Genomic DNA, 13,866 nt, shown 5'->3' with positions numbered 1-13,866 from the left:
GGATCACCGCCCTGTGGACAACTCCGGGGAAACGGCTCCGCCTGTGGACGAGCACGCCGATCCGTCGGTGTCGTGCGGGAGGATGGAGCACGGGGAGGGCCCTCGCGGGCGCGCGCCACGGCGGTCCGCCGCGGGAGCCGGAGTGGCACCGCCGGGGAGGGCGGCGAACCGACACGACCGTGTCGCCGCGGCCCCGGACGTAGGACGACCCCCGCCAGGGGGGATTGGCGGGGGCCGTCGGGTGGTTCAGCCCCGGGGGGTCGAGCTGAACCCACTCGGACCAGGTCCGAGCTCGGTCAACTGTAGCCGGAACATGCCGGTCGCGCCCATACTCCGGCCGTGGGCTGCGCCGACCGGTACCGGCGAGGACACCGCTCCCGGACTCGACGGGGTGAACTGCGCCACCGACCGGTGAGCGCGTCCGGGCGACCGGTCGCGTACGGCCGGTCACTCTCCGCTGCTGGTCGGCGGCCGGTTCGTGCCCCTGTCCCGCCCCGCGGGGAGGGGCGCGCGCGATCGGCGGACGGTCGCCCGGGTGTGGACGGGGCCGGGGACCGCAACCGCGGCCGTCACCGGGTCGGGCAGGCTGGCGTCGTGCCCGAGTCCTCCACAGCCCCCGTCGCACCCGACCGCGCCGGCGGTGCCGTCGTGCCGCAGGCGGTGTTCCTCGACCTCGACAACACGATCATCGCCGGGTCGAGCGCGCTGGCCTTCGCCCGCCCGTTCGCCCGGGCCGGCCTCATCGACCGCGCGACCGTCCTGCGCGGCGCCTGGGCGCAGCTGCTGCTCGTGCTCGCCGGGGCGGATGCGTCCACGATGGACACGCTGCGGCGGCGGATGGTGCTGGTCTGCCGTGGCTGGGAGGTGGAGCGGGTCCGCGCCATCGTCGCGGAGACGCTGCAGGAGATCGTCGGACCGCTCGTCTACCCCGAGGCGGTCCGCCTGATCGAGCACCACCGCGCGCAGGGAGCGGAGATCGTGCTGCTCTCGGCGTCGGGGCTGGAGGTGGTCGAGCCGATCGCCGAGCTGGTCGGGATCGAGCGGTTCCGGGCCACCCGGATGCACGTCGAGGACGGCCGCTACGCCGGGGAGATCGCTTTCTACTGCTACGGGGAGGGCAAGGCCGTCGCGGCCCGGGAGATCGCCGACGAGCTGGGTCTCGACCTCGCCCGGTGCGCCGCCTACACCGACTCGATCACCGACCTCCCGTTGCTGGAGGTCGTAGGGCAGCCGTCGGTGGTGAACCCGGACCGGGAACTGCGGGCGATCGCCCGCGAACGGGAGTGGCCGGTCCTGGCGTTCGTCCGGGCCGCGTCGCGCCGGGACCGGCTGTTCCGGCTGCGCGACCGGCTGTCGGACCGCCTCACCACCGGTGCGCCCGGTGGCGCCGGTCGAGTGGCCACCGGTGCCGCCGGTGGCGGCGGTGCCGCCGGTGCCGCCGGTGCCGCCGGTGCCGCCGGTGGCGGCGACACCGGTGGTTCCCCGGGGCCGCGGCGGGACCCGGCTCTGCTCGGTGCGGCCGCGGTGGGCGGGGTGCTCGCGGCCGTGCTGGCGGGTGCGGCCCTCGGCCGGGTCGCCCGTGGCCGCTGACCCGGTCGGAGGTCGGGACGGGGCGGCGCCGACCGCGGTGCGCGGCCCGCGACCGCCGTACGGGCGTCGTCGTCCACCCACCCGTCGGCCGTCCTCGGTCACCCTGTGCTGCTGAACCGGTGCACCCCTCGGCGAGGGTTGCCCGCATCACGTCCCGGGACTACGAAGGGTGGCACGGACCCCGGCCGGGCCAAGGGCGTGTCGGAGGAGAAGAGACGTCCTCCCTGACCGGGCTCCGTACGTGGGGACCGGACCACGTCCACGCCGAGCACGCCGCGGGAGGCATGTCGTCGTGGGCCTGCGAACCGGGACGCCGGGCGCCGAGGCCGCACAACACGGCACGTAGTGCACGCCAGGACGCCGGTCCCCACGTCACGTCGGACCGGGTGGTACCCCTCGGGGTTGCCACCCGGCTCCGTCGTCGGCGGGCTCGTCGGCGGGGCCGTCCGCGGGACGGCCGGCGCGCGCGCAGACCGCGGGACGGGCGGGCTCAGCCGGACTGTGCGGCGGCGATCGACAGTCCCTCCCGGCCGCCCGCCTCCCACTCGGCACAGGTGTGCACGATCCAGCGGGCCAGTCCCTCCGGCGTCCCGGACGCGAAGGCCTGCGCCGCGGCCCGGTACTCCGCGGTGCGGCGCAGGAACCCGACCTCGGGCACGGACAGCCCACGCGGGTCCAATCCGGTCGACATCGCGGTCAGCCGCGCGGCGGCCCGGGCCACGACGCCGTCGGCGGTACCGAACGGCTCCAGGGTCAGCAGCTCGCCGTGGACGACCGCGACGAGCACCGGCGCCGGTACCGAGGTGCCCCCACCGATCAGGTCGGCCAGCGCGGTGAGCCGCCCCGACGTGGCCGGGCGGGGCCTGCCCAGCAGCTGCTCGTGCTCGTCGGCGGGTACGAGGTCGCCGGCGGCCAGGACGTGCAGCCGGGCCAGCCCCTGCAGCGGCGCCCGGCGCCAGGTCTCGAGGAGCCTGGCGCGCTCGTCGGCGATCCGGACGGCGCCCGCGAGGACCGGGTCGGAGACGTGGTCGGCGGTGACCGGCCGTAGCGGGGCCCCGTCGACCGCGGCGGAGGAGCGGGCCGCGCGCAGTGCGGCCTCGGCGGCCGTCGCCGGCCAGCCCCGCCGGTTCACCGGCTGGTTGTGCACCTCGGTCGCCGCGTCGCGGGCGCGGGCGACCGCCTCGGCGACGCCGGGGAGGGCGGCGAGCGGGGCGAGCGGATCGGCTGCGGCGGGGCTGGCCATGGGGTCATCGTCCCAACCCGTGGGTTACCGTCGGGTAGTACCCCTGCGGTGTGGACCGTTCGGCGACCGGTCGTGGTGGTCCACCGACCGCCGGTCGTCCGTCCGTCCGCCGCCGATGGCGCCACGAACCCGGGTGACCCACCCTCGCAGCGCCCCCCGACCGCGTCCGACCTGCACGGACGGTCAGGTGCGACGCCGAGGTCCCGTCCTCACCTGTACCGACAGACGGTGCACGGCGGAGGACGTTTCACTAGCGTCGGACCGCACACGTGCGCGCACACCGAGTGCGCCGGAGGCCGCCACGCCGGCCCGAAGTGACCCGCCGCGTCGAGGAGGACACGAGGACATGGCCGAGTCCGAGAAGAGTTCTGCGCTCAGCGCACTCTCCACCGAGAGCAGGGCGTTCCCGCCGTCGGAGGAGTTCGCGTCGCAGGCGAACGCCACCGCCGACTGGTACGACCGCGCCGACTCCGACCGCGAGGGGTTCTGGGCCGAGCAGGCCGACCGTCTGCACTGGACGAAGAAGTGGGACACCGTCCTGGACTGGGAGCCCCCGTTCGCGAAGTGGTTCGTCGGCGGAGAGCTGAACGTCGCCTACAACTGTGCCGACCGGCACGTCGAGGCGGGCAACGGCGACCGCGTCGCCATCCACTGGGAGGGCGAGCCCGGTGACTCCCGCACCATCACCTACGCCGATCTGCAGCGCGAGGTCTCCAAGACCGCGAACGCGCTGACCGAGCTGGGCGTCGGCAAGGGCGACCGGGTCGCCATCCAGCTGCCGATGATCCCCGAGGCGGTGTTCTCGATGCTGGCCTGCGCCCGCCTGGGTGCGCTGCACAGCGTCGTGTTCGGCGGGTTCTCCCCGGGTGCGCTCAAGGCGCGCATCGAGGACGCCGAGGCCAAGGTGCTGATCACCAGCGACGGCCAGTACCGGCGCGGCAAGCCGGCCCCGATGAAGGAGAACACCGACGAGGCCGTCGAGGGCACCTCGATCGAGAAGGTCCTCGTGGTGAAGCGGACCGAGACCGACGTGCCGTGGACCGAGGGCCGCGACGTGTGGTGGCACGACGCCGTCGACGGCGCCTCCGACCAGCACACCCCGGAGTCGTTCGACTCCGAGCACCCGCTGTTCATCCTCTACACCTCGGGCACCACCGGGAAGCCGAAGGGCATCCTGCACACCTCCGGCGGCTACCTCACCCAGTCCGCCTACACCCACAACGTGGTGTTCGACCACAAGCCCGGCGAGAGCGTCTACTGGTGCACCGCCGACATCGGCTGGGTCACCGGGCACACCTACATCGTCTACGGGCCCCTCGCGAACGGCGCCACGCAGGTCATCTACGAGGGCACGCCGAACACCCCGCACGAGGGACGGCACTGGGAGATCGTCGACAAGTACAAGGTCTCGATCTACTACACCGCCCCCACCCTGATCCGCACCTTCATGAAGTGGGGTGAGGACATCCCCGCGAAGTACGACCTGTCCTCGCTGAAGGTGCTCGGCACGGTCGGCGAGCCGATCAACCCCGAGGCCTGGATGTGGTTCCGGGAGAAGATCGGCAAGGACAACTGCCCGATCGTCGACACCTGGTGGCAGACCGAGACCGGCTCGCAGATGATCGCCCCGCTGCCGGGCGTCACCGCGACGAAGCCGGGCTCGGCGATGCGCGCGCTGCCGGGCATCTCCGCCACCGTCGTCGACGACACCGGCACCCCGGTCGGCAACGGTGAGGGCGGCTACCTGGTCCTCGACAAGCCGTGGCCGTCGATGCTGCGCGGCATCTGGGGCGACACCGAGCGCTACAAGGACACCTACTGGTCCCGCTTCGCCGAGCAGGGCTACTACTTCGCCGGTGACGGCGCCAAGTACGACGACGACGGCGCCATCTGGCTGCTCGGCCGCGTCGACGACGTCATGAACATCTCCGGGCACCGCATCTCCACCACCGAGGTGGAGTCGGCGCTGGTCAGCCACCCGACGGTCGCCGAGGCCGCGGTCGTGGGGGCCTCCGACGAGACCACCGGTCAGGGCATCGTCGCGTTCGTCATCCTGCGCGGCAGCGCCTCGAAGGACGAGGCGAAGGGCGAGGAGGCCATCAAGGCGCTCCGCGACCACGTCTCGAAGGAGATCGGGCCGATCGCCAAGCCGCGCCAGATCCTGGTCGTGGAGGAGCTGCCGAAGACCCGCTCCGGCAAGATCATGCGCCGGCTGCTGCGCGACGTCGCCGAGAACCGGGACGTCGGCGACGTCTCGACCCTCGCCGACTCGTCGGTGATGGACCTGATCTCGTCCGGCATGAGCGAGTCCAAGGAGGACTGAGCCACCGGCCCCGACGGCCGGGCCCGTGCTCCCGGGGGAACCTGCGTGGCGTTCCACGCCTCGACGGTGCCCCCGGGAGCGACGCAGGTGGCCGCCGGGCGGGCGCCGCCGGGCCGATCGGCGACACTGGTCGGTGTGGACGAGGCGATCGAGGTGCGGCGGGGCTTCGTCGTGCCCGCCCGCGAGCTGCACTGGCGGTTCTCCCGCGCCTCGGGGCCCGGCGGGCAGGGCGTCAACACCACCGACTCGCGGGTGGAGCTGTCCTTCGACCTCGCGGCCTCGCCGAGCGTCCCCGAGGACCTGCGCGACCGCGCCCTGTCGCGGCTGGCGAACCGGCTCGTGGACGGGGTGCTGACGGTCGTCGCCTCCGAGCACCGCAGCCAGCTGCGCAACCGGGAGGCCGCCCGCGGGCGCCTCGCGACGCTGCTCGGCGAGGCGACCGCGGCGGGGCCGCGCACCCGTCGCCCCACCCGTCCGACCCGTGGGTCGCAGCGGCGCAGGCTCGACGCCAAGAACCGGCGCGGACAGATCAAGAAGCTGCGCGGCCGCCCGGACGAGTGAGGCGGTGTCCCCGGCGTGGCGTAGCCGAGCGGGTCGGCAGGGCCCGTGGCACGATGGCGGCTCACCGAACGACGGCCGTCCGGGGATCTTCAGTGCCCCGGGTAGGCGAGTGCACCAGCAGGAGGGAAGACGGTGGCCAGCAACAGCCAGTCGGGCAACGCGGAGGTTCCGCCGGTCCTGCCCTCGATCCCGCTCACGAACGAGCCGGGGCCGCGCGACGCGTCCCTCGGTGCCCTCGCGAAGGACGTCACCACCCACCTCTCCACCCTCGTCCGGTCGGAGGTGGAGCTGGCCAAGGCCGAGGTCACGGCCGAGGTGAAGAAGGGCGTGCAGGGCAGCGTCTTCTTCGTGATCGCCGCGGTGATCGGGCTGTTCAGCCTGTTCTACCTGTTCTTCACCCTCGCCGAGTTCCTGTCGCTGTGGCTCAACCGCGCCGCCGGCTTCGGGATCACCTTCCTGTTCATGCTGCTCGTGGCGGGCCTGTTCGGTCTCCTCGGCTACCTGCGGGTCCGCAAGATCCGCAAGCCCGAGCGCACCATCGACTCGCTGAAGGACTCCGCGCAGGTCCTCGCCCAGCGTGGCAACCGTGGCGACCGGGACAACGTGCGCGAGATCGCCGACGGCACGTCCGGGCGGCACACCGCCGCAGGCTGACCCGACCGTGTCCGGAGTGACCGGGACCCCACCCGACCCCTCGGTCGTCCGGGTGCCCGGTCCGTGGCAGCACCGTGCGGTGTCGGCCAACGGCATCCGCATCCACCTCGTCGAGTACGGCCCGTCGACCGGGCCCCTGGTCGTGCTGCTGCACGGGTTCCCGGAGTTCTGGTGGACCTGGCGCCACCAGCTGCTGGCCCTGGGCGACGCCGGCTACCGGGTCGTCGCGCCCGATCTGCGCGGCTACGGCGACACCGACAAGCCGCCCCGCGGCTACGACCTCTGGACCCTCGCCGGGGACTGCGCCGGACTGATCCGGGCGCTGGGTGAGCCGCGCGCGCACGTCGTCGGGCACGACTGGGGCGCCGCGATCGGCTGGACGGTCGCCACCCTGCACCCGCGCCTGGTCCGCTCCCTGACCGGGCTGGGGGCGCCGCACCCGGTGGTCATGCGCGACGCGCTGCTGCGCGACCCGCTCGGGCAGGGCCGGGCCAGCCGCTACATGTTCGGGTTCCAGCTGCCGCGGCTCCCGGAGCGCTCGCTGCGCGCCGACGGCGGCGCCCGCGTCGGCCGGATCATGCGGGCCTGGGCGGGCCCGGAGTGGGCCGCCACCGCCGACTTCGCCGACGTCGTCGAGCGCAACGCCGAGGCGATGCAGATCTCCACCGTCGCGCACTGCAGTCTCGAGTACTACCGCTGGTCGGTGCGCTCACAGCTGCGACCCGACGGGCGCCGGTTCGCCCGTGAGACCTCCCGGCCGGTCGGGGTGCCGGTGCTGCAGGTGCACGGCGCCGACGACCCGTGCGTCTTCGACGCCACCCTGCGCGGCGACGAGCGGTTCGCCGGCGCCGGGCTGACCCACCACACGCTCCCGGCCACCGGCCACTTCCCGCAGCAGGAGCACCCCACCCACGTGACCGCCCTGATCGGTGCGCACCTGCAACGGTGCGACGGCTGAGCGGAGACCGGTTCCCGGTCGCCCGACGTGCACGGATACGCTCGGCCACCGTGCGGATCCTGATCGTGGGAAGCGGTGCGCGCGAGCACGCCATCGCCGTGGCTCTGGCGCAGGACCCGGAGGTGACGGCGCTCGCGGTCGCCCCCGGCAACGCGGGGACGGCTGCGGTGTCCGAGCAGCTCGGGCTCGACGTCACCGACAACGGCGCGGTGGTCGACGTCGCGCGGACCTGGAAGGCGGACCTCGTCGTCGTCGGGCCGGAGGGCCCGCTCGTGAACGGTGCGGCCGACGCGGTGCGCGAGGCCGGCATCCCCTGCTTCGGCCCGAGCGCCGAGGCGGCCCGGATCGAGGGGTCCAAGGCGTTCGCGAAGGCCGTCATGAGCGCGGCCGGGGTGCCGACGGCCTCGTCGGTCGTCGTCGACAACCCTGCCCACCTCGACACCGCGCTGTCGGTGTTCACCCCGCCCTACGTCGTCAAGGACGACGGGCTCGCCGCCGGCAAGGGCGTCGTCGTGTCCGGCGACGTCGAGGTGGCCCGGGCACACGCCCTCGGGCTGCTCGCCGCCGGCCACCCGGCGCTGCTCGAGTCCTTCCTCGACGGGCCCGAGGCGTCACTGTTCTGTCTCGTCGACGACGCCACCGTCGTACCGCTGCTGCCCGCGCAGGACTTCAAGCGTGTCGGCGACGACGACTCCGGACCCAACACCGGTGGCATGGGCGCCTACTGCCCGCTGCCGTGGGCGGGGGAGGGGCTGGCCGAGGAGCTGGTCGCGCGCGTCGTCGCACCGGTGGCCGAGGAGATGGTGCGCCGCGGCACCCCGTTCACCGGGCTGCTCTACGCCGGCCTCGCCCTGACCTCGCAGGGCCCCGCGGTCATCGAGTTCAACTGCCGCTTCGGGGACCCGGAGACCCAGGCCGTCCTGGCGCTGCTGCGCACCCCGCTGTCGCGGCTGCTCCTGGCGACCGCGACCGGCACGCTCGCCGAGCAGCCCGCGATCGAGTGGGCCGAGGGGTCGGCGGTGACCGTGGTGGTCGCCGCAGAGGGCTATCCGGCCACCCCGCGGCTCGGTGACGTCATCACCGGGGCCGAGGGGGAGGGCGTGCTGCACGCCGGCACCCGTCGTCGCGACGACGGCGCGGTGGTCTCCTCCGGCGGGCGCGTGCTGTCGGTCGTCGGCACGGGCACCGACCTCGCCGCGGCCCGCGCCGAGGCCTACGCCCGGCTGGAGCCGGTGCGCCTCGCGGGCTCGCACCACCGCACCGACATCGGGCTGAAGGCCGAGCGCGGAGAGGTCACCGTGCCCGTCGCACAGGGCTGATGTTGCGCCCACGTTACCGCCGAATGGCCTAGTGACATTGGTCCCTATGGACCTGAACAGGCACGACAAGATCGTTCCCGCAGCGATGTACGGCGATGGTGAAGAGCAGGTAAAAACGGACACAAGGGTTTGATCTCCACCGCTGCGTCGGGGAATCGTCCTGTGGCACAGGGGCACAGCCGGTGCCCCTGAATCTCAGGAGGATCACCATGGCCAACGCTCCCCAGCAGGCCCGTCGTCGTCGCGCCCTCGCCCTCGTGGGTGGCGTCGTCGCCGCGCCGCTCGCCGCCCTGGCGTTCACCGGCACCGCGCAGGCGGCCGAGATCACCCCGATCGCCGAGTACATCGACGACACCGTCGCCGACACCGACGCGCAGATCGGCGCCGTCGTCGACGCCCTGGGCTTCGAGGCGGAGTGACACCGGGCGGGCCCCGCGCCCGCCCCGTCAGCTGACGGACCGCGCACCCGGATCAGGGCTCCCGTCCGGGTGTGCGGTCCCGCCCGCCGCCTACGCTCGCCCGTGTGAGCCGTCTGACCGTCGCCGCCCGTGCCGCCGTCGCCCCGTTCCACGTCATGGACGTCTGGGCCGCGGCCGCCGAACGGGACCGCACCCACGGCGACCTGATCAACCTCTCGGCCGGGCAGCCCTCCACCCCCGCCCCGGAACCGGTCCGGGCGGCCGCGGTCGCCGCGCTGGGCGAGCAGGTACTCGGCTACACCGTCGCCCCCGGCATCGCCGAGCTGCGCGAGGCCGTCGCCGGGCACTACCGCCGGACCCGCGACCTGGAGGTCGACCCCGGCGACGTCGTCCTCACCACCGGATCCTCCGGCGGTTTCCTGCTCGCCTTCCTCGCCGCGTTCGACGCGGGCGACCGGGTCGCGATGGCACGCCCGGGGTACCCCTGCTACCGCAACATCCTGGCCGCGCTGGGCTGCGAGGTCGTCGAGCTGCCCTGCGGGCCCGCCACCCGGTTCCAGCCCACGGTGGAGATGCTCGAGGCCCTCGACGAGCCGGTGAAGGGCCTGATCGTGGCCAGCCCGGCGAATCCGACCGGCACCGTCCTCGACCCCGCCGAGCTGGCGGCGCTCGCCGCCCACTGCGAGGAGCGCGGGATCCAGCTCGTCAGCGACGAGATCTACCACGGCATCACGTTCCCGGGCAGCCCCGCGACCAGCAGCGCGTGGGAGACCTCCCGGGAGGCGGTGCTGGTCAACTCGTTCTCGAAGTACTTCTCGATGACCGGCTGGCGGCTCGGCTGGCTGGTCTGCCCGCCGCGGCTGCGCCGCACCGTCGAGGGTCTCGCCGGCAACTTCACCGTCTGCCCGCCCGCGCTGCCCCAGCACGCCGCGCTCGCCGCGTTCGACGAGGTGAGCTACGCCGAGGCCGACGCCCACGTCGTGCGCTACGGCCGCAACCGCGACCTGCTCCTGGCCGGGCTGCGCGAGCTCGGCATCACCCGGCTCGCGCCGGCCGACGGCGCGTTCTACGTCTACGCCGACATCCGGCACCTGTTGCGCGCCGGCGAGACCTCGATGGACCTGACCTACCGGCTGCTCGCCGAGACCGGTATCGCCGTCGCCCCGGGCCAGGACTTCGACCCGGTCGACGGCGGAGGCCACATCCGCTTCTCCTGCGCCGGGACCACCGAGGCGGTCACCGTTGCGCTGGAGCGGCTGCGGGCCTGGGTCTGACCCGGGTCAGAGCACGAGCTCGGGCTTCACCGCCGTCGCCGTCCACACCCGTCTGCGGTACGCCGCGAACGTCGCCAGTGCGAGCGCGCCGAGGAACCAGGCCAGCAGCACCGGCACCGCCGTGCCCACGACACCGGCGAGCTCACCGCCGTACATGAGGTGGCGCAGCGCGTCGACGGCGTAGCCCATCGGCATCACGTGGTGCACCGGGTACAGCGGCGCGGGGATGGTCTGCCACGGGAACGTGCCGCCCGCGGAGACGAGCTGCAGCACCATCAGGACCAGCCCGAGGAACTGCCCGACCGAGCCGAGCAGCGCGTTGAGGGCGTGCACGATCGCGGTGAACGTCATCGAGGTCAGCCACAGCAGCGCCAGCGTCGCGAACGGGTGCACGGGGACGATGCCGAGCAGCAGCGACACCACCGTGTACATGCCGGTGACCTGCAGGACCCCGAGCAGGCCCGCGGGGATCCAGCCGCCCAGCGCGATCCGCAGCGGGCTCTGCCCGGCCGCGATCGCGCGCCGGGACAGGGGCTGGACCAGCAGGAACAGCACGTAGCCGCCGATCCAGGTGGCCAGTGCCATGAAGAACGGGGCCAGCCCGGCGCCGTAGGTGTCGGCCTGGGAGTAGGCGACGTCCCGGGTCGCGACGGGGTCGCCGATCGTCTGCGCGGTGGCCTGCCGGACGCCGGGGGCGGGGTTCGGGATCTCGCCGAGGCCCGACGTCAGGCCGTCGCGCAGCTGCGTCGCCCCCGTCGCGAGCTCACCGGTCCCGGTGTCCAGCCGGCGTGCGCCGTCGGCGAGGCGGTCGGTGCCCTCGACGGCGGACCGCTCCCCGTCGACGAGCTGGTCCGCGCCGGTCCGCAGCGCGGTCGCACCGCCGGCCAGCTGCGTGGCGCCGTCGGAGAGCCGCCGGACACCGCCGGACAGCTCGGTCGCGCCGTCGCGCAGGGTCCCGGCACCGTCCGCGGCGCTCGCGATGCCCTGGCTGAGCTGCGGCGCCGACGCCGCCAGCTGCTCGGCGCCGTCGGCGACCTGCCCGGCGCCGGACCCGAGCCGGTCGAGCTGCCCGGACACCTGCTGGACCCGCGCGTTGCCGTCGACGAGCGGCTGCTTCGCCGTCGCCAGTGCGGCGAGGGCCTGCTGGACCTGCTCCTCGGTGAAGCCGCGCTCGCGCAGGGTGGCGGCGATGGGGCCGTCCGCGGCGTCGAGCTGGTCGGCGAGCCGGGCGCTCTCCTGCGCCACCCGGTCACCGGCCGCCGCGAGCCTGGCGTTGCCGTCGGCGACCTGACGGGCGCCGTCGGCGAGGCGCTGCGACTGCGCGGGCAGGTCGGCGGTGGCGGTGCGCAGGGTGTCCAGCCCGGTCGCGAGCTCACCGGCCCCCGACGACAGCCGGTCCGCTCCCGACGCCGCCGTGCCCGCCCCACCGGCGAGGGTCCCCGCGCCGGTCGCGAGCCGGTCGGCTCCGCCGGAGAGCTGCCGGGCCCCGTCGAGGAGCTTCCGCTGCCCGGTCGCGAGCTCGCCGGCCCCGGACGCCAGCCGGCCGGCGCCGTCGTGCGCGGTGCCCGCCCCGTCGGCGAGCCTCCCGGCGCCGTCGGCGGCTTCGGCGGTCTTCTCGTGCACCGTGGCGAACCCGGTCAGGAACCGGTCCGCGGCCTGCGTCCCGACCTGTGTGGCGACCGACTCGCGGACCCGGGTGGTGAGGGTGTCGGCGATCGTGCGGGCCAGGTAGTTGTTGGCGTCGTTCGTGGTGAGCACGAGCGTGCCCTGGCGCGGGGTGAACTCGCCGGAGGACTGCAGGGCGGCGGTGAAGTCGCGCGGGATCGTCAGGGCGAAGGTGTAGACGTTGTCGCGGACCCCGCGGTCGGCCTCCTCGGCGGTGACCCGGTGGAAGTCGAACGAGCCCGAGTCGAGGAGCTCCGTCGCGACGTCCTGTCCGACGTTGCGCGGCGTCCCGTCGGCGTCGGTGCCCCCCGCGTCCTCGACGACGAGCGCGGCGGGGACCTGGTCCAGGCGGGAGTACGGGTCGCCGTTGGCGTAGAGGTAGAAGCCCGCGTAGAGCATCGGGATCAGCAGCAGCGCGAGCACCGCGAGGACCGGCAGCCGACCGGCGGTGATCCGCCGCAGCTCGCTGATCGCCATCCGGATCGCGCTCATGAGGTCCGCTCCGTGCCGTCGGTCGTGCCGGTGCTGCCGGTGCTGTCGGGTGTGCTGGTGCTGTCGGTACCGCCGTCCGGCGGCTCGGGTTCCCCGCCGGGCAGGATCGCGGTGCCCGCGTCCTCCGGATCCGTGCCCGCCTGCTCCGTGTCCGTGTCCGTGTCCGTGTCCGTTGACGGGGACGGGGACGGGGACGGGGTCGGGGGCGGCTCGGGCCGGGGCTCGGCGGCCGGCGACGGGCGGCGGCGCAGCAGCCGTCGCGTCCAGCCCTCGGGCAGCTCGGGCGGACCCTGCGGTGCCACGACGGTCAGCGGCCCGGTCGGGTCGTCCGGCCGCGCGTGCCGCCCGGGCGGCTCGGTCACGGCGCCGGGGTCCCCACCGCCGAGCCGCACCGCGGGGACGCCCAGCAGCGCCGCCGACCCCTCGGTGCAGGTCACGACCACCGCGAACCCGGCGCGGGCGTGTTCGGACGCCACCTGCCACCACGTCACCGGGGTGCCGCCGTGCCGGTCCGGTGCGGTCAGGACGAGCACCCGGATCCCCGGCCGGGACGCGGCGAGCGCGGTCATCAGCCCGATCCGCACCGCGGCGGGCACGTCCTCGAACCGCGACCGCACCCAGGTCTGTGCGCCCCGGGCGCCCAGCCACTCGGCCACCGCCCGCGGCGTCGTGCCACGACCGGCCATCGCCAGCTCCTCGCCGACGACGGTCCGCAGCGGCAGCACCGGCTCCGGCTCGCTGACCCCGGGCGTGTCGACGACGGCCACGGCCCGGCGCAGGCGGCGGGGGTCGTCGTCGCCGTCGAGGGTGACGGTGCCGTGGTCGGGCCGCATCCGCCCGGCCAGCGCCAGTGCCAGTGCGGTGTGACCGGAGCCGGGACTGCCCGCGACCAGCAGCACCGAGCCCGGGACGGCCCGCAGCGACGTCGGCGCGAGCAGCACCCCGTGCGCGCCGTCGACGGCGACGCCCTCGGCGGTGAGCGCCGTGTCGGGAACGGGTACGGACGTGGGGGCGGAGCTGGTCATGACGGTCCTGCTGTCCTGGGCGCCCGGAGCGGCACGGGGCCCGGCGATCGCGGGTCCGCGCAGCTCACCGGCACCGGTCGTGGGTCGGAGCCACCGGCGCGGAACAGGTGCGTACGCACGGGCGCGACGGCGGCGGAAGCCTAGGCCGACGCCCGCTCCGGCGTCCGGCCCTCGGCCAGTGTGGACCCGATCGTGCGGGCCGACTTGACCTCGGGCGACAGTGAGTTGACCCGGCGCGACAGTGTGACGGCGGCGACGGGGACGGCCGCCGGGGTGCCGCGCGACCCGGCCGGAGCGGTGCCGGAGCGGTGCCGGGCCGCCCGGTCGAGCACGGTCGGGGAGA

At 74.6% G+C, this 13,866-nt stretch carries 12 protein-coding genes; 8 read left to right on the top strand and 4 right to left on the bottom strand.

Features of this window, described 5'->3' with window-relative positions; translation table 11 throughout:
• The first annotated feature begins 594 nt into the window (after positions 1-594).
• A complete protein-coding gene (locus KPF47_RS11205; RefSeq protein ID WP_224388727.1) occupies positions 595-1,590 on the top strand; it encodes an HAD family phosphatase in 996 nt (331 codons plus the stop codon).
• Between the two features lie 490 nt (positions 1,591-2,080).
• Here the strand turns inward: KPF47_RS11205 and KPF47_RS11200 are convergent, their stop codons facing one another.
• On the bottom strand, positions 2,081-2,833 hold the full coding sequence (locus tag KPF47_RS11200) for an oxidoreductase (RefSeq protein ID WP_224388725.1): 753 nt from the start codon (positions 2,831-2,833) through the stop codon (positions 2,081-2,083).
• A gap of 346 nt (positions 2,834-3,179) precedes the next feature.
• Here KPF47_RS11200 and acs point away from each other — a divergent pair, with 346 nt between their 5' ends.
• The 7 genes from acs to KPF47_RS11165 all read left to right on the top strand — a co-directional run bounded on the left by acs (position 3,180) and on the right by KPF47_RS11165 (position 10,341).
• Positions 3,180-5,156, top strand: a complete 1,977-nt coding sequence (acs, locus tag KPF47_RS11195) for an acetate--CoA ligase (RefSeq protein WP_224388724.1) — start codon at positions 3,180-3,182, stop codon at positions 5,154-5,156.
• Positions 5,157-5,291: 135 nt separating this feature from the next.
• Entirely contained in the window at positions 5,292-5,717 is a 426-nt protein-coding gene (gene arfB / locus KPF47_RS11190; protein WP_224388871.1) for an alternative ribosome rescue aminoacyl-tRNA hydrolase ArfB, read from the top strand.
• 132 nt (positions 5,718-5,849) lie between these two features.
• Positions 5,850-6,371 (top strand): phage holin family protein, encoded by a 522-nt coding sequence (locus tag KPF47_RS11185; RefSeq protein WP_224388722.1) that lies wholly within the window; start codon positions 5,850-5,852, stop codon positions 6,369-6,371.
• A gap of 16 nt (positions 6,372-6,387) precedes the next feature.
• On the top strand, positions 6,388-7,329 hold the full coding sequence (locus KPF47_RS11180) for an alpha/beta fold hydrolase (protein WP_224388720.1): 942 nt from the start codon (positions 6,388-6,390) through the stop codon (positions 7,327-7,329).
• Between the two features lie 50 nt (positions 7,330-7,379).
• Positions 7,380-8,648 carry a phosphoribosylamine--glycine ligase gene (gene purD / locus KPF47_RS11175; protein WP_224388718.1) on the top strand — a complete coding sequence of 423 codons (1,269 nt, stop codon included), beginning with the start codon at positions 7,380-7,382 and terminating at the stop codon, positions 8,646-8,648.
• Positions 8,649-8,857: 209 nt separating this feature from the next.
• Positions 8,858-9,067, top strand: a complete 210-nt coding sequence (locus KPF47_RS11170; RefSeq protein ID WP_224388716.1) for a hypothetical protein — start codon at positions 8,858-8,860, stop codon at positions 9,065-9,067.
• A gap of 155 nt (positions 9,068-9,222) precedes the next feature.
• Positions 9,223-10,341, top strand: a complete 1,119-nt coding sequence (locus tag KPF47_RS11165; protein ID WP_224388870.1) for a pyridoxal phosphate-dependent aminotransferase — start codon at positions 9,223-9,225, stop codon at positions 10,339-10,341.
• 6 nt (positions 10,342-10,347) lie between these two features.
• Here the strand turns inward: KPF47_RS11165 and KPF47_RS11160 are convergent, their stop codons facing one another.
• The 3 genes from KPF47_RS11160 to KPF47_RS11150 all read right to left on the bottom strand — a co-directional run bounded on the left by KPF47_RS11160 (position 10,348) and on the right by KPF47_RS11150 (position 13,855).
• Positions 10,348-12,498, bottom strand: a complete 2,151-nt coding sequence (locus KPF47_RS11160) for a YhgE/Pip domain-containing protein (protein WP_224388714.1) — start codon at positions 12,496-12,498, stop codon at positions 10,348-10,350.
• Complete coding sequence (locus tag KPF47_RS11155) at positions 12,495-13,523, bottom strand: ATP-binding cassette domain-containing protein (protein WP_224388712.1); 1,029 nt, start codon at positions 13,521-13,523, stop codon at positions 12,495-12,497. Before KPF47_RS11155 ends, KPF47_RS11160 begins: the two co-directional genes overlap by 4 nt.
• A 140-nt stretch (positions 13,524-13,663) precedes the next feature.
• Entirely contained in the window at positions 13,664-13,855 is a 192-nt protein-coding gene (locus tag KPF47_RS11150; RefSeq protein WP_224388710.1) for a hypothetical protein, read from the bottom strand.
• Between the last annotated feature and the right edge of the window lie 11 nt (positions 13,856-13,866).

This window comes from Pseudonocardia sp. ICBG1293, assembly GCF_020131355.1.
In the GTDB taxonomy this organism is placed as follows: Bacteria; Actinomycetota; Actinomycetes; order Mycobacteriales; family Pseudonocardiaceae; genus Pseudonocardia.
Note: the sequence above shows the minus strand (reverse complement) of the source record. Positions and strands in the feature narration are given on the sequence as shown.